Source organism: Vibrio quintilis, from assembly GCF_024529975.1.
Taxonomy (GTDB): Bacteria; Pseudomonadota; Gammaproteobacteria; order Enterobacterales; family Vibrionaceae; genus Vibrio; species Vibrio quintilis.
The window spans coordinates 4,015,500-4,030,767 of record NZ_AP024897.1 but is presented as its reverse complement, the minus strand read 5'-3'; the positions used below and the strand labels follow the sequence as shown (position 1 = coordinate 4,030,767).

Annotated in this window: 14 protein-coding genes and 1 pseudogene; 8 read left to right on the top strand and 7 right to left on the bottom strand. The window is 47.7% G+C overall.

Going from position 1 to position 15,268, the window contains the following annotated elements:
• Positions 1 to 102 precede the first annotated feature (102 nt).
• Both OC443_RS18425 and OC443_RS18420 read left to right on the top strand, forming a co-directional pair.
• Positions 103 to 939 carry a right-handed parallel beta-helix repeat-containing protein gene (locus OC443_RS18425; RefSeq protein WP_073582154.1) on the top strand — a complete coding sequence of 279 codons (837 nt, stop codon included), beginning with the start codon at positions 103 to 105 and terminating at the stop codon, positions 937 to 939.
• Between the two features lie 328 nt (positions 940 to 1,267).
• A complete protein-coding gene (locus OC443_RS18420; protein ID WP_073582156.1) occupies positions 1,268 to 3,262 on the top strand; it encodes a HAMP domain-containing methyl-accepting chemotaxis protein in 1,995 nt (664 codons plus the stop codon).
• 74 nt (positions 3,263 to 3,336) lie between these two features.
• On the opposite strand, the gene OC443_RS18415 is transcribed toward OC443_RS18420, so the two are convergent.
• Positions 3,337 to 3,594 (bottom strand): hypothetical protein, encoded by a 258-nt coding sequence (locus OC443_RS18415; protein ID WP_073582158.1) that lies wholly within the window; start codon positions 3,592 to 3,594, stop codon positions 3,337 to 3,339.
• Between the two features lie 119 nt (positions 3,595 to 3,713).
• Between OC443_RS18415 and OC443_RS18410 the strand changes: the two genes are divergently transcribed.
• The 6 genes and pseudogenes from OC443_RS18410 (at position 3,714) to OC443_RS18385 (ending at position 7,676) form a co-directional block, all read left to right on the top strand.
• The gene (locus tag OC443_RS18410) at positions 3,714 to 4,265 is read left to right on the top strand and encodes a helix-turn-helix domain-containing protein (protein ID WP_083601581.1); all 552 of its coding nucleotides are present in this window, start codon (positions 3,714 to 3,716) and stop codon (positions 4,263 to 4,265) included.
• Positions 4,255 to 5,055, top strand: coding sequence for a queuosine precursor transporter (locus OC443_RS18405; protein WP_073582162.1), 801 nt, complete (start codon positions 4,255 to 4,257; stop codon positions 5,053 to 5,055). Before OC443_RS18410 ends, OC443_RS18405 begins: the two co-directional genes overlap by 11 nt.
• 306 nt (positions 5,056 to 5,361) lie before the next feature.
• A complete protein-coding gene (locus tag OC443_RS18400; protein ID WP_073582164.1) occupies positions 5,362 to 5,700 on the top strand; it encodes a hypothetical protein in 339 nt (112 codons plus the stop codon).
• A gap of 269 nt (positions 5,701 to 5,969) precedes the next feature.
• Positions 5,970 to 6,251 (top strand): annotated as a pseudogene (locus tag OC443_RS26320) (type VI secretion system PAAR protein); the annotation flags it as partial.
• Positions 6,252 to 6,466: 215 nt separating this feature from the next.
• Positions 6,467 to 7,267: a polymorphic toxin type 44 domain-containing protein gene (locus tag OC443_RS18390; RefSeq protein ID WP_073582168.1), complete on the top strand. Its 801-nt coding sequence runs from the start codon at positions 6,467 to 6,469 to the stop codon at positions 7,265 to 7,267.
• Entirely contained in the window at positions 7,257 to 7,676 is a 420-nt protein-coding gene (locus OC443_RS18385) for a hypothetical protein (RefSeq protein WP_073582170.1), read from the top strand. The genes OC443_RS18390 and OC443_RS18385 overlap by 11 nt, the downstream gene beginning before the upstream one ends.
• A 60-nt stretch (positions 7,677 to 7,736) precedes the next feature.
• Here OC443_RS18385 and OC443_RS18380 read toward each other — a convergent pair whose 3' ends face one another.
• From OC443_RS18380 to OC443_RS18355, 6 genes are all read right to left on the bottom strand, one after another.
• The gene (locus tag OC443_RS18380) at positions 7,737 to 9,257 is read right to left on the bottom strand and encodes a tripartite tricarboxylate transporter permease (protein ID WP_073582172.1); all 1,521 of its coding nucleotides are present in this window, start codon (positions 9,255 to 9,257) and stop codon (positions 7,737 to 7,739) included.
• Between the two features lie 9 nt (positions 9,258 to 9,266).
• Positions 9,267 to 9,707, bottom strand: a complete 441-nt coding sequence (locus OC443_RS18375; protein ID WP_073582174.1) for a tripartite tricarboxylate transporter TctB family protein — start codon at positions 9,705 to 9,707, stop codon at positions 9,267 to 9,269.
• 126 nt (positions 9,708 to 9,833) lie between these two features.
• Positions 9,834 to 10,790 (bottom strand): tripartite tricarboxylate transporter substrate binding protein, encoded by a 957-nt coding sequence (locus tag OC443_RS18370; protein WP_073582176.1) that lies wholly within the window; start codon positions 10,788 to 10,790, stop codon positions 9,834 to 9,836.
• A 98-nt stretch (positions 10,791 to 10,888) separates the two neighbouring features.
• Complete coding sequence (locus OC443_RS18365) at positions 10,889 to 11,830, bottom strand: dihydrodipicolinate synthase family protein (protein ID WP_200796911.1); 942 nt, start codon at positions 11,828 to 11,830, stop codon at positions 10,889 to 10,891.
• A gap of 32 nt (positions 11,831 to 11,862) precedes the next feature.
• Positions 11,863 to 13,095, bottom strand: coding sequence for a ribokinase (gene rbsK, locus OC443_RS18360; protein WP_073582180.1), 1,233 nt, complete (start codon positions 13,093 to 13,095; stop codon positions 11,863 to 11,865).
• A gap of 233 nt (positions 13,096 to 13,328) precedes the next feature.
• Positions 13,329 to 15,050 carry an ABC-F family ATP-binding cassette domain-containing protein gene (locus tag OC443_RS18355; RefSeq protein ID WP_073582192.1) on the bottom strand — a complete coding sequence of 574 codons (1,722 nt, stop codon included), beginning with the start codon at positions 15,048 to 15,050 and terminating at the stop codon, positions 13,329 to 13,331.
• Positions 15,051 to 15,268 lie beyond the last annotated feature (218 nt).

Below are 15,268 nucleotides of genomic sequence, written 5' to 3'. Positions count from 1 at the left end.
TTTTAATAAATCATTTACCGTATAAATGATGATATATGTGGTTCTCTTTCGCCATATATCCGGTTTTACGAATAAATGATATAAGTAAAAATTGGAAATATTATGAAAAAAACAAAGTTAAATTTATCACTAACAACAGTTGTTCTGGCATGTTCGCTGTTTTCAGTTGCTGCAATCGCTGCGGATACCAGTAAAATATCTTCAAAACCCAAAGACACGGTGAAACTGAAAACCGGTACCTATGACTTTAAGGGCAGGACAATCGATGGGAGCGGAGTAGGAACCGGAAAGCCGTTGTTTAGCTGTAATAAACAGGCCAAAGTGACGATTAAAAACATTACTGTGACGAATAATCCCCGTTACGCCTTGTTTATTCGTTCCTGTGATGGTTTGAATATCTCCAACTTCACGATGAAGAATATGTCAAAAAGTACTGGTGGAATAAGATTTGATAAAGGCTATGCCAGTAAAAATGTCACCATTGGCACGATTAAAGCCAGTAATGTCGGCGGTCATGCTCTGGAACTGTGGGATGTGAATGGCTATTCGATCAGTAAAGTCAATGCCAGTAGTACCAAAGGCTGTGGCGTGTTAGTCAACCGAAGTAAAAACGGTAAAATTGGTACTGTGACCGGGAATAAAAATGCTCAGGGCGGCGGCTATGCGACTCTGCGATTTGCGAATAATAACGGTAAAGTGACAGTCAACAAAGTGAAGTCACGTAACTCCGGCCGGGGTTTCTTTAGTGTCAGTGGCAGTAGTAATGCGACAGTGAAATATGTTGATATTTCTGGTTCTACCAAAGAAGGTATTTATATTCAGGATGCTAAAAAGACGAAAGTTTTAGATGGTAAATCCAGAGGAAATCCGAATTGCCGGATTCGTGGTGGCAGCGGTAATTCCATTAAAGCCGATTGTGGCGGAAGCATAGCCAAATAAAATTAATTTATTGTATATTAATGAATGCGGAGCCTGAAGGCTCCGCTTACCTGACAGAATGATAAATAGAATTTCTCTTCCGTATATTTATTTGTGGAAGAAACGTGAAGCACAAGCTTGTCCGGCTACATATTCTCTTCGTGTATTTTTGATAATTATTTTCTCTTTCTGATGGTGATATTGTTATTATCGTGCCTGATAATCTGGCACAGCATATTTGAATCACACTATCATTAAATTACCGGATAATATACCGGGACTCTGATGCCTTTAAATATAAGTATGTGATTCATCAATAATATATTCTGAAATTATAGGTCATCTTATTATGTTTGGTTTTAAAAAAATGCTCTATTCAGGTTTTGGAGCACTCACGGTCCTGATGATATTTGTCGGGATTGCATCCTACAACGCTTTGAATCACTCCTCCCAGGGTTTTACGACTTACCGCTCATTAGCCCGAACGACCAACCTTTCCGGAAGAATTCAGGCCAACCTGCTGCAAATGCGCCTGAATGTGAAGGACTACATTCTTTCTTCTGATCTCAGGGATAAAGCCGATTACGAACGGCATCTGGCGAACACTCAGCAATTTATCGAAGCGGCAAAGCATGAGGTCAAAAACCCGCAGCGTAAAGAATCCATTTTCAAAATTTCGAAACTGCTTGAAGAATACAATCAGGGCTTTTCTGAAGTGGTAAAGCTCAAAGCATTACGTAATCACAATGTGAATGAAGTGATGAATGTGAAAGGCCCGGAGATTGAAAAAAATCTCAGCCAGGTATTATTTACCGCGAAAGAAGATGGTGATGTTGAAGTCTCTTATATTGCTTCACTGGGTTTGCGCCATTTACTTCTGGCCAGACTCTATGCACTGAAGTTTCTCGACACCAATAATCAAACAGCTGTTGACCGCGTCGATCAGGAACTGGATGAACTGTATGAAAGTTTTGCGGAACTAGACCAACAGTTGCAAGAAGGGAAACGGCGGACCTTACTGGAAAGGGTGATGGCCGGAACAAAAGTATACCGTCAATCATTCAATGCTGTGGTTAGCGAGGTTTTTCAGCGGAATGACATTATTAAAAGTACTCTGGACCGGATTGGTCCTGTTGCCGCGAATCACATTGAGAATATTAAACTCTCAGTGAAGAAAGAACAGGACACGCTCGGGCCTGAATTACAGCAGGAAAACCGGACAGCGAATCATATTATTGAGTTGATTGTGGTGATTTCCGTAGCCGGCAGTCTTTTGATTGGATTCTGGATTGTCCGGATTACATTCCGCCAGCTCGGGGGTGATCCGAAGGAAGTGTCTGACATCGTGAAACAGGTTTCCGCCGGAGATTTATCTGTTGCCCTGAATGCTGACGAAGAAACGGAAGGAAGCCTGTATGAATCTATCAGGATGATGGTTGCCGCACTTCAGAAAAAGGCGAAGCTGACTCAGCAAATCGCTTCTGGTGATTTATCTCAGCAGGCTGATATCGTGTCAGAGAAAGATTCGCTCGGTTATTCATTACAGGAAATGGTAACCAACCTGACAGACTTGCTGCGTCAGGTGCAGGATTCCGGAGAGCAAATCTCTGTTGGCAGCCACCAGATTTCTCAAGCCAGTCAATCCCTGGCTGAAGGTGCTGAAGATCAAAGCCAGAGTGTTGAACGTTTATCCGCATCTCTGGCTGAGTTATCGTCTCAGACCAGTGTCAATGCAGACTCTGCGGAAGAAGCCAGTCATCTGGCGTTGCTGGCAAAAGATGCAGTGACGGAAGGTCAGGAAAAAATGCATACGCTGGTTACAGCGATGATGGAGATAAAAACAGCCACGCACAGTATTACGGACTTTATTAACACAATTGATGAAATTGCTGAGCAAACAAATTTGCTGGCTCTGAACGCTGCTATTGAGGCCGCGCGGGCAGGAGAGCAGGGAAAAGGCTTCGCTGTTGTGGCCGATGAAGTCAGAATGCTGGCATCAAGAAGTACAGATGCCGCACAGGAAACGGCAAAGCTGATTCAGATGGCCGCAGATAAAACGCTCACCGGTGCTGAAATTGCTGAACATACTTCCGAATCACTGGGAACGGTCTTTGAGCAAATCAACAGTAGTGCGGATCTGATTGCACAGATTGCACAAGCCAGCAAAGAGCAGGCGTTGGGTGTGGATGAAGCCCATCAGGCGGTCGCTTTTATCGAAGAGGTGACCCGTGGTAATGCGTCTGCTTCAGTTGAAACAGCTGCAGCTGTGGATGAACTGGCTTCACAGAGCAGGATGATGCGCGATATGCTGCAACGATTTTCGTTTCATCAGCGTCAGGCCTGAATGTTATCACAAGAGAAAATAACACCTCTCTCCCATGAGAGAGGTGTTATTTTACGCACCCGGCGCAACTCACTCTAGGCTGTCAGAAATGAAGCCATATAACCATTGAGAAACAGGTGACAGGCCCGGCCTTTGCCCTGAAACAAAACGGTTGAGTCATCGGTTGCTGCCAGTTCCGGGGGGACTTTAGCAATGCAGTAATGATTTTCACGGTAAAGCAGGGAAAGTTTTTCCTGCCTTGTCTTGGAAGATAGCTCGTTAATACACTGTATTTGCGCTGAAATAACAGGTAAGTAGCTATTCTTTGCTATATCTGTATCTGTGCCATGCATAACGTTATTCTTAATAATTATTTAATAATACTTTGTATTTCATTTTAATCCCTTCTCTTTCAAAAGCAATGCATTTAAGTTAATATCGTCACGTTGTATATTGATAAATAGGTAACTCTATGAGGCATATCGGTGACAGACTCAGGGAAACCATGAGAATGCGGGGTATCAGTGCGACTCAGTTAGCGCGTGAGCTGAATTTAGGCAAAGGGCATGTCAGTAATATTATGACCGGCCGCATCCAGTCTCCTAAAAAGCACCTGCCGGCGATTGCGGATTATCTTCAGGTCTCTCAGTCATGGTTGCTGACCGGAGAAGGAAGCTGCGAAGAAATCCCGATTGCTGTTTTTCCGGTATACGAGATCAATTCTGGTGATAAGCAACAAACCGGCATGTGTAAAGTTCCCGGAATATTTACCTGTGAAGAGAGTTTTGGCGTCATTGCAGGCTCTTTGCCGGAAAATATTTTGGTGATTGTTTCTTCAGCAACGACCGGAGATGGTCTCTACCTGATTGAAGACAAGCAGCTCGGATTAGTGATTGCCAGCAGGCATGATTTAGTGACCCGTCTGGAGTGGACTTACCTTTCCTCAACCGCACCCCTTGAACCGTCAGTTATTGGCAAAATCGAAATGATAATCGATAAAGAGACGTATATATATGAAGCTTAAAATTATTAAACACACAGCTGACAGTATTCTTTACGAGTCAGATAAAGGCGTCAGGCTGCATGCACCGGCAGATGACCTGCTGAAAAAAAACGTATTGCTGATGTTTGACAGCAAAGACAGGGCATTAATTCGTGAACTGTCGAACGGGTATATTTCACAAAAAGATGAGTATGACTTCTTCTGGATTGGCGGCTTGTTTGCGTTTTATCTGGTGTTTCTGCTGTTAGCGATTCCAATGTCACCGAATACGGTACATCTGTTCCACACTGCCCAGCCAGCCGGGATTCTTATTTTCCCCTTAACTTTCATTATCCTGGACTCGGTGAACGAGATTTTTCAGTACCGCTATGCCAGACAATTGACCTGTATGGCAGCCGTCGTGATGGTGATTGCATCGGCACTGGTTTATCTCACGCTGAATGTTTTCACTTTGTCTGATGCATATCTGACTGTATTTGGAAAATTACCCAAATTATATCTGATTAATGCGCTGTGTCTGTTGTTAGCTGATCAGACGAACAATCTGATCTTCCGCTCTTTGCGCTACCGCTTAGCCAGATGTCCGTTATGGTTGCGGTGTATTGTCTCAACCAGCTGCGGCCAGATCACCTACACGATCGTGTGGATTTCACTCTTCTTCGGCACGTCAGTCAGTACCGGCCTGATTACCCGGATTATCGATAACTATGGCTTCAAAATTGTTTATGCCGCTTGCCTGATCCCGGTGACCTATGCGATTGTTGCTGTCTATCGGAGTCGCAAGCCGGAACTTCGGGAAGTGACTTCCTGAGCAATTTCCCAGAGCGTCAATACCTGATTGAATCAATCAGCAGAAACCGGAGCCAGTCTCCGGTTTTTTCCGGATAGCTGCAAATCAGTCAACCAAAAAAGCAGGAGACACCGGTGCAGGAAGAATACCTCGAATACTATGCCTCATTTGATGAAGACCAGCGGCTGGTTCGTCAACATATAACCCGGATTTGGTTTGCCAGCTGGATATTAGTGTAAGGCTCAGTGATGTTCTGATCGCTGAAGTCAATTTTGAGTGGCACTCTTTAATTGATGGCGATCTATACTGAAAAGGATCATATCTTGAATGGAATTGACGATGATGGAAGTGAGTGCCTGGTCTAATGGGCGTCCAAATCATCAAACAGGTGCTGGTTTGGGAATTCGTATTTCAATCCGGGACAGGTCTGATTATTTTTGCTGGAAGGTTCACAAGGTTAAGGTTTTACTCGACGGTCAATCGTGTGATGTCAAATTGACAGGAGGTTTTTGGAAAAGTTGTCCGGAACTCAGAGATCCAAGAATTGGTCAATGGTTAATTAAAAGAAGATTGAACCGGTGGCCAAAGTATCATCCGCACAAGCTTGAGCTTACTCCATGCGGAAAGCATCTATTCAAACTATTCGAACTTCATGAAAAAAGATGAAGTGAAGCGCGTGCACCAGATGTTGCCTGGAACCACGGAACGAGCTAAGACAACTCTAGCCCAAAGCATCCCCCCTGAAATTCAGATAAAAAAGCGATTATTGATAAAGTTTTATTGCTCAATTCCGGATAAAACAGTTAATAAATCGAGATGTTTTTTATCAGAATATCTCAGATTACCAGATTGATTGTATCAGACTCTCGTTATTCTCTTGATAAACCAGTAGCGTATAAGACTCGTTTGAGTCTTATATTTATCCCGGAGGAGTAATGGCAAAAGCGGTACGTGTTGGTGATATGGGGACTGACCATCATGGTTTTCCACCTACACCAGTCATTTCCGGTTCATCCGATGTATTCATGGATGGCATTTCTGCTGCAAGAGTCGGAGATTTGCTTGCTCCGCACGCAAAACCAAAACATCCACCTCATAAGCGTAAAATATTGTCTGGATCATCAACAGTACAGATAAATTATAAGCCAGCAGCTCTGACGGGAGGAACCGTTAACTGTGGTGGCGTCACTGTTGGAGGCGGTACAGTTAATATTGGTGATGAATCTCCTGAACCACAACTCATGGATAAGCCATATAACCGGAGGTTTGTTATTCAAGATGAAACCGGACAGCCTTTGACCAATAGAGAGTACTGCATTCTTGTTGATGGAAATATTGTTGCTGAAGGAAGAACAGACCGTACCGGGAAACTGCCGGTAGTAGATACGGGGAGTCAGCCGAAAAAAATACAAATATTTCTCAGGGAGGGTTCATGACAGATTCATCCGGCTGGATTTTGAAAAAAGAGATACTTTCGACACCGGCAAATATCCATGATCCAGTGATGATCACCCTGGCTTGCCAACATCCAGACGGTGCTTTATTGGTTGCAGAATATATCATTGGTGAAATCAGAACCAACATTCAGAGTGAGAGTTGTAAAAGTATTCGCTACTTACTTAACTATCATCAGAAGCGTCTGAAAAAGTGGCAACAATTACCCACATATCGACAATTATTGATCGCAGCGCCCGGTCCGGATTTGATGTCAGCAATGGCTATATGGACCAGTCAGGTATTTAAAGGTCATCCGTGGGATCACAAACCGTTGATTTCTCATAATTCCCGTTTACAGGCAGTTGCAGTTCATCGTAAGTTATGGCCGTTGAGAGAGGTACGGGCGTTTCGGGCTGACCCGAAAAATGAGGGTGATATTCCGACAGATTCAAAGAGCTACTGGCACAAGTATAAGAAACACGATTATTTTTATGATATCTGGTCGAATATCCATTATGGTTATGTCGGGCTTGCCTGTGGTTTCAGTCAGGAACTTTTGTTAAAGGGGGCTTCTGGTGCACAGTTTTTGGATAACCTAACGACATCTGGCGACACACCAGATGATAGACTGGGTATTGAAGCTGGCTTTCAACTATATCGTCAATATGGGGACTTGGCTGCGGGATTAACGCCGTTTAAGTTAATGGAAACCCTGAAACAAACACCATTTGTCGACTCACGGGACATTCATTTTTGTATTCATCCAAACAGAGAAGAGCTAAGAAATGGCAGCTAAATGGCAGAAAATAACCCAAGTCGCTATGGCTGTAATTTTCTGTGGCATGGCAGGTGCTTTTTTCTTTCCCAAGCGTCTGTATATTCATTACAACAATCCGACACATCCGGTCGAAGTCCGGTTGAATAATTATGATCAAACCCGTGATAAAGTAATTGTTTCCAATGGTGTGGGTATGATGATTATTAAACGCCCATTGGTCGAAACCATGTTTTCAAGGGACTTATTTGCAATGATTCACTGGTCGTATACTGATAACAAATCATGGATTGGACGACTGGATATGATAGGTGAAGAAGGTCAGCCTGACTTAGCGGATATCTGCCGGTTGGATATTTATCTGGATAACAATGCTAAATTTATCCGGTATGAAGAAACCGGGTTCTTATTTCTGAATTTTTGCTGGTGATTTGGGCCGCTGTATTTCACAGGAGCCCAAATTCTCCAAACCTCAAAATAAACTAAAAAATCACCCTTCAACCACCTTCTGCGAACCGCTTCCGGCAGCCCGGATAATACTGAACACCTGCATCACCACCACCGCAAAGAAACAGGTCGCAAGAAACATCGACACCGGCCGTTCGACAAAGGCCAGTAGCTGGCCGTCTGATTTAATCAGGGACGACAGCAGGTTCTTCTCCAACATTGGGCCGAGGATCATCCCGAGAATGATTGGGGAAATGGGATACTGGCCGCGTTGCAACAGGTAACCCAGCACGCCCATGCCCAGCATGACGTAAATCGATGACAAATCATTGTTGATGGCGAATGAACCGACCATGCTGAACAGAATAATCACAGGGTAAAGCACGGCTTTATCAATGTAGATGATGCGCTTGATAAAATTCACCACCAGCGTTGCCAGTGGCAGCAGCATCAGGTTGGCGATAAAGAACAGAATAAACACCGCATAGAGTTTATCCGGCTGGAACAGGAACAGCGTCGGGCCGGGGTTCATGTCTTTCATATACAGCACGCCGATAATAATCGCTGCGGCTGAATCGCCGGGAATCCCAAATACCAGCGACGGAATCCAGCTTCCGGCCAGACTACCGTTGTTACTGCTGGACGCATCGACAATCGCTTCTTCCGAGCCATGCCCGTACAGCTCCGGGTTTTTGGAAAACTTTTTGGAAATCGCATAAGAAATCCATGCGGCGATGTCTGCACCCGCACCGGGCAGGGCACCAATCAGGGTGCCGAGCACACTGCTGCGCATCAGGTTGAATTTGCGTTGCCATAACAGTGAAGGCACACCTTTAAACAGGTTCATGCCTGAATCGGTTTGCGGTGTTGCTGTTTGACGGCTGGTGCTGTCCTGAATGCGTCCGGCGTAATATTCGATTGCGCCGGAAATGGCGAACAAACCAATCATCGCCGGGATGAAATTCACGCCCTGCAACAGGCTGACCTGACCGAAAGTAAAGCGGGGGACACCGGTGATCTGATCGTAACCGACACAGGCTAACAGCAGCCCGAGACATAAAGTAACCAGCCCTTTCAACGGTTGGTTGCCAACCACCAGCGTCGCACAGGTTAAACCGAGCAGAGAAAGCCAGGTATATTCATAGGAACTGAACTTCAGGGCAAACTTCGCCAGCAATGGCGCAGCCAGCATCAGAATCAGTGCACCAACCAGACCGCCGATAACGGAGCTGGTCAGCCCGATGCCGAGCACCCGGTTCAGTTTGCCTTGTTTCACCAGCTCATTGGAATCGGCGACATAAGCGGCCGAAGCCGGGGTGCCGGGAATGCGTAGCAGCGCGCCGGGAATATCACCGGCATAAATCGAGGAGGCACCGATTGAAATCATCAGTGCCAGTGCCGGAATCGGGTCCATAAAAAAGGTAAACGGCACCATCAGAGCAACCGCCATGGTCGCAGTCAGGCCGGGGATGGAACCGACAAATAAGCCAAAAAGACCCGCAGCGATAATTGCGATGATGGCGTTGAGATCAATGTATTGTAGTGCACTGAGAAAAACAGACATATGTGACTCCTAACTCCAGATGCCGGAAGGCAGGGCAACCATCAGAACGCTGGCAAATACATAATGAATGCCGAATGCAGCCGCGGCGGAAAACAGCAGCCACAACCAGAGTTTGTCTCTGCGGCGTATCATGATCAGGCTGAACAGCAATAAGGTAGCGCAGAGAATGAAGCCCAGCGTTTCAATCAGCAGAATAAACACAATGACGGAGACGCCAATCATCAGTAATGCGCGCACTTCTGCGGCAGTGATCGGGAAACGGCCGTGATGCTGCTGACGGTAATGAATCGCGCCATCTATCAGGGTGAACAGTAACAATAACCCGCTCAGGACGGTGGGCAGAAATCCGGCCCCGAATTCACTGACACCGCCATATTGAGTCAGGCTGGTCAGCAGAATCAGCAGCGCAAACAGCGCGATAAAAAATTGTGAGAGTGGCAGTGAACGCATAAATACACCTTATCGGGCTGTACCGGACAGTCTCAGCCCGGACAAGATCAGCGACATCCCGGAATGAGCAGAAACAAAGGGCTGAAGCGGGTTCATACACCTTTGTTCTGCCATCGGGGGGACGGTTTATTTCTTCAGCTTGCTGATGAGTTTTCCGTATTTCTCATCTTCTGCTTTCATAAAGGCAGCCATGTCTTTGCCATACAACGGATACACTTCAAAACCCTGTTTGGTTGCGTACTGTTGCAGCTTGCCTTCAGCAAACACATCTTTCATCGCCTGAATCAGTTTGGTGCTGACTTCCTCAGGTACACCAGCCGGAGTCACCAGTGAGTTCCAGGTGGAGAATGAATACGGATAGCCGGTTGCCTGGCGGAAAACCGGCACATCTTTGTACAAACCGGCTGGTTTTTCTGCCATGGTCGCGAGATTTTTTACCATCCCGGCCTGAACCATACTTCTGGCTTCGCCCGGTGAAGAGGTCGTGAAGTCAATCCCGCCGGAGACAAGCTCCATCAGGGCTGAGCTGGAACCCTCGGATGGCACGAAAGTGACTGCATTGGCTGGCATTCCCATGCTGTCCAGCATGCCGATCAGGTTCAGGTGCCAGCCGGAATTCAGGCCGCTGCCGGATGCTTTGAGCTTACCGGGATGCGCTTTGATGTAATCTGTCATCTGTTTGATGTTGTTGAACTGCGAATTGGCTGCAACCTGAATACCGCCCAGATTGACTGCGAGACGGGTGATCGGCGTGTAATTATGGTAATCGAGTTTGGTCATGCCCTGATGGTGCATCATGGCAATTTCGACGGTTGCCACACCCAGGGTATAACCGTCCGGTTTAGCTTTCGCCATCGCATCATGGCCGACAACACCCGCGCCGCCGGTGCGGTTGATGACATTCACCGGCACACCCAGTTTGCTTTTCAGACCTTCAGCAACCAGCCGGGCAACGGTATCGGTATTACCACCTGCGCCCCAGGGCACAATAATCTGAATCGGTTTTTCCGGCCAGGCTGCCATCGCAGAAGCGGATGTCATGATTGCGGCGGAAAGAATACTCAGTCGTAGGGTATGTTTCATGGTTGAACTCCTTCGTTATTATCGTCGGCTGATACTCTGCATCCCGAAGTGACAGCGAGGTCTGCCGTAGTTTCAGTTATTTGGATGTAAGTTAATGCTTACTTTTTATTATTGAGTGTTGCTATCTGGTTGCGGTGCCATGCACCTGACTGTGCAATTTGATCGAGAATCGTGGTAAGCCCCCAGTGTTTTTCCAGCACATCATCCGGGTTAGCACGGCAGTATTCGCTGCTGAAGGTGCCCAGATGCTGATGGAATATTTTGGCGTTTTTCGGATAGCCCAGCGTTTCAGTCACCGCACTCAGTGACAGGAACAGAGAAAGCTGCTGCGCGAAGTCCGGATGCTGTTCTGCGTGGTGATATAACCAGTGATACAGATCCGGATGGAAATTAGTAAAGACCCCGCTGAAGCCTTTGGAACCGGCTTTCATCGCGTCATAAGCAATTGCCGCATTAGCATTGATAATCGCCAGCGGTGTGTCTTTGACCAGCTGAACCCGGCGGGTTACGGTGTTCAGATCGCAACTCACATCTTTCAGAACGGAGAACCGGCCGGATTGGGCGCAATACATCAGCTCTTCATCACTGAGCAGGCGGCGATATGGCGCCGGGCATTCATATAATCCTAATGGCAGAGATTCCGGCAAGGCTGCCATCAGTGTGTCCAGATTGCGGATAAAGACGTCTTGCCCGGTATGCGCCGGGTCGAGCCGGTTGGTGACCAGCACCAGCGCGTCGATGCCGGTTTGCGCCATGGCTGTTAGTTCTTCAATCTGCTGATTGATGTCATCGGAAATATGTCCGGAGGAAATCACCGGCACCCGCTGATCGGTGTAATCCACCACAAAGCGGGACAGCGCCACCCGTTCTTCAAGGCTGAGAAACAGCATCTCACTCGACTGACAAACCGCAAACAGTGCATCAGCACCCTGGTCGATATACCAGTCAATCAAGCGTTTTAAGCCGTCAAAATCAATCCGGTTGTCTTGTGTAAACGGGGTGAGCATTACCGGGACGATACCGTTAATTTGTTTCATCATTCGATTCCTTGTTTTGGGTTGAAGTACCGGCCTTATAGGGCATTGACGGAGATGGTCTGCTGGATCATTCTTGCGTCCACCATGGATTCAGTCGGCATATTGGCTGCACCGGCGCGTTCTACAGCGAGAGAAGCAAAGGCTGTCGCATACAGTGCTGCCTGAGTGAGATTTTTCCCTTTAGCCAGAGAGGCTGCCAGCGCGCCATTAAATGCATCGCCTGCGCCGGTGGTGTCGACCGGTACGGCAGAATAAGCCGGGATATGCGCATATTTTTCACCATCAAACAGCACGACACCCTGACCGCCCATGGTAATCAGCACGTGCTTACCACTTTTTTCATGAATCGCGAGGGCGGCTGATTTGGCCGAAGCAATATCGCTGATCTCAATCCCGGAAAGCTGGGAAGCTTCTGTTTCATTCGGGGTAATCAGGTCGATATAAGGCAGAAAGCGTTCGACTTCCGGTGAATACGGGGCTGGATTGAGGATGACTTGTACTTTCAGTCCTTTGGCGAGTTGCAGCACCCGGTCAATCGCATCGAAGTTATTTTCCAGCTGAACCAGCAGCACATCGGACTCAGAGATATACGGAATCAGCTCGGCGGTTTCCTGTTCGGTAATGTTCTGGTTTGCGCCGGGGCTGATCGCAATCATGTTTTCACCTTCATCATTGACATAAATCACCGCACTGCCGGTGGTGCACCGGTCGGATTCATACAGGGTGAATGAATTCATCCCGCTGGATTCAAGGTGATTGCGGGCAAATGCATTGAACTGATCTTTGCCGACTTTGGTCGCGAAGTGCACCTGCGCACCGGCACTATGGACCGCCAGTGCCTGATTGGCGCCTTTACCGCCGGGGCCAAAGGTGGTTTCTCTGGCTATCAGCGTCTCACCGTTTTTCGGGAAACGCTCAACTTTGGCGACGATGTCGACGTTAAATGAACCGAATACACAAACTTTTCCTGCCATACGCTGTTGATTTACCTGATGATGATGAAATGAACGTGTTTGATAAGGATGTGATTTCATCAGCAGACTGATATTCAGATCGTCGTGCTGGATGAGTTCTGTCTGCATGAGATGCTTCTTCAGGGAAGCGCCACCGTGATGGCGGACAATCAACCCGGCCTTTTGCAGAAAAGCCAGATCGGACCGGATGGTCTCTTTGGTCACCTGAAACATTTCAGCCAGATACACAACACTGGATTGCCCCTGTTTACGCAGCAGCTGAATAATTTGTTCTCTGCGGGTTTCTCTGTACATCGCTCAATCCTTATCTCTGGCGCTATCATAGGAATTCAGCCCGATTCTGAACGGACAGAATTCAAACAAAAAGCAGATAAACGGAAATAAACAAAAATGAAGGGCAGGAATTTTCAGGGGTGTGATCGGGTTAAAAATGATACAAAATCAGGTGATAAACAATGATTTGAATAAAGAAGGCCCGGTGTAAAACCGGGCCAGAAGTCGCTATATAGATACCTGTTCCCTAAATGCTATAAATGCGCACTAATCGCTTCAATTTCATCCCGCCATTGCTGCTGCAAAGCGGGTTTCTGACGCTTCGGCTTGCGCGCCAGATCAGCTTCAAGCAGCGATTCCAGCTCAACCAGACGGGATAACATGGCATCCTCATCCGGCAAGTCAGATCCGGCAGATGAAACCGGCTTAGCACCGGTGTTGACTGGCTGTACTGAGGAACCGGCACCCGCCATCTGTTCATAGATGACTGCCGGATCATGATGTTCTTCCAGCTGACCATCCTGAATCAGCCAGAACCGGTTGCACGCCTGCTCAATCAGGCTGCGATCATGGCTGACTATCAGCGCGCCGCCCTCATACTGATTGAGGGTTTCAATCAGCTCTTCTTTTCCTTCCAGATCCAGATGGTTGGTTGGCTCATCAAGAAACAGCAAGTGGAAGCTCGCCAGAGTCAGGCCGATAAATAACAGCCTGGCCCGTTCGCCGCCACTCAAACCGGCGACGGTTTGCTGGTGCCGGTTGTAGCTGAACCCCGCACTGATTAAAGCCTGCTTACGGATATCGTCACCGACCGGCGCGAACGGAATCAACGCATCAGATAAACTGTCTGCATCATTCAGCTGCGCCTGCGACTGATCGTAATAACCCAGCCGGCACTGTGGATGGAAACGGATGGTGTTGTTGACATGATCAGTTTGCCCGGCCTGATAACAGTCAAACAGGCAGGTGAGCAGGGTTGATTTACCACTGCCGTTTGCGCCAAGAATCGCCACCCGATCACCGCTTTTCACCTGCTGATGCAGGGTCTCAAACAGAACCCGCTGAGAATCCGGCGGGCTGACACGAAGCTGACCGACTTCCAGTAAACGATTTGCAGGAAGTGCAACACCACTGAGCATCAAACGCCATGGTGCGCCCTGGTTCAGCGAAGTTTGCGCTTCTTCCAGCCGGGCTTTACGCGCCTGCATGGTTTTCGCTTTCCGGGCTAAATCTTCGTTATCGTAGACTTTGCCCCATTCTGCCAGCCGTTTAGCACTGCGATCGATGCGATCGATTTCTTTCTGTTCTGCCTGGTGACGCAGCCTGTCGGTTTCATCCCGCTCAGTCAGAGCCGTCCGGGCCGCACTGCATGGCAGGTCGAAACTATGCAGGGTCTGGTCGCGCATAATCCAGGTTTTGCCGGTGACATTGTCCAGCAGCGTTTGATCGTGCGAGACCAGGACAAATGAGCCCCGCCACTGGCGCAGAAACTGCTCCAGCCACAGCAGAGACGGCAGATCAAGGTGGTTGCTTGGCTCGTCCAGCAGCAGTAAGTCAGGCTCTGTAATCACCGCCCGTGCCAGCAGCAAACGCATATGCTGGCCGCCGCTCAGGGCGGAAACCGGTAATTGCCAGTCACTATCATCAAAACCAAGCTCACTGAGCATCAGCTCTGCCCGCCATGATTCCGCCTCATCTACCCGCTCAGCCAGTGCATCTCGCAGCGTGCGCTGTGCAACTTCAACCGGCAGCGATTGTTCCACATAGGCAAGATTACAGGCGTGTGCTTTGGTGACCTGACCTGAAAAGTCATCCAGCCTGCCAGTGAGGATTTTCATTAGGGTACTTTTACCACAGCCGTTATGGCCGATCAGACCGATGCGGTCGCCTTGATTCAGGGTGAAGGTGATGTCTTGAAAGAGTGGAACGGAAGCCAGAGAAACCGTCAGGGATTGTGCAGTTAAATAAGTATTCATCATTAAAAACTCAAGAATTTGTCGCGTAGATACGCCTTGCCTTAGCAGATGCTGGCAATAATCCTGAGCCTGAATGGCTTTACTTTGTATCGATGTGTATAAGTCCGCTCAAGCTGAGATTATCGCAGCGCGATGTCACAGATTCCTGAGCGGTTTTCTATACCAAAGTATTGTGCGTTAATTACACGCCACAAAAACATATCGGATCTCCTTTTCTT

What these genes read in the sequence shown, in the direction of transcription:
- OC443_RS18425 (WP_073582154.1), top strand. Translation starts at nt 103, where the DNA reads ATGAAAAAAACAAAGTTAAATTTATCACTAACAACAGTTGTTCTGGCA.
- OC443_RS18420 (WP_073582156.1), top strand. Translation starts at nt 1,268, where the DNA reads ATGTTTGGTTTTAAAAAAATGCTCTATTCAGGTTTTGGAGCACTCACG.
- OC443_RS18415 (WP_073582158.1), bottom strand. Translation starts at nt 3,594, where the DNA reads ATGCATGGCACAGATACAGATATAGCAAAGAATAGCTACTTACCTGTT.
- OC443_RS18410 (WP_083601581.1), top strand. Translation starts at nt 3,714, where the DNA reads ATGAGGCATATCGGTGACAGACTCAGGGAAACCATGAGAATGCGGGGT.
- OC443_RS18405 (WP_073582162.1), top strand. Translation starts at nt 4,255, where the DNA reads ATGAAGCTTAAAATTATTAAACACACAGCTGACAGTATTCTTTACGAG.
- OC443_RS18400 (WP_073582164.1), top strand. Translation starts at nt 5,362, where the DNA reads ATGGAATTGACGATGATGGAAGTGAGTGCCTGGTCTAATGGGCGTCCA.
- OC443_RS18390 (WP_073582168.1), top strand. Translation starts at nt 6,467, where the DNA reads ATGACAGATTCATCCGGCTGGATTTTGAAAAAAGAGATACTTTCGACA.
- OC443_RS18385 (WP_073582170.1), top strand. Translation starts at nt 7,257, where the DNA reads ATGGCAGCTAAATGGCAGAAAATAACCCAAGTCGCTATGGCTGTAATT.
- OC443_RS18380 (WP_073582172.1), bottom strand. Translation starts at nt 9,257, where the DNA reads ATGTCTGTTTTTCTCAGTGCACTACAATACATTGATCTCAACGCCATC.
- OC443_RS18375 (WP_073582174.1), bottom strand. Translation starts at nt 9,707, where the DNA reads ATGCGTTCACTGCCACTCTCACAATTTTTTATCGCGCTGTTTGCGCTG.
- OC443_RS18370 (WP_073582176.1), bottom strand. Translation starts at nt 10,790, where the DNA reads ATGAAACATACCCTACGACTGAGTATTCTTTCCGCCGCAATCATGACA.
- OC443_RS18365 (WP_200796911.1), bottom strand. Translation starts at nt 11,830, where the DNA reads ATGATGAAACAAATTAACGGTATCGTCCCGGTAATGCTCACCCCGTTT.
- rbsK (WP_073582180.1), bottom strand. Translation starts at nt 13,095, where the DNA reads ATGTACAGAGAAACCCGCAGAGAACAAATTATTCAGCTGCTGCGTAAA.
- OC443_RS18355 (WP_073582192.1), bottom strand. Translation starts at nt 15,050, where the DNA reads ATGAATACTTATTTAACTGCACAATCCCTGACGGTTTCTCTGGCTTCC.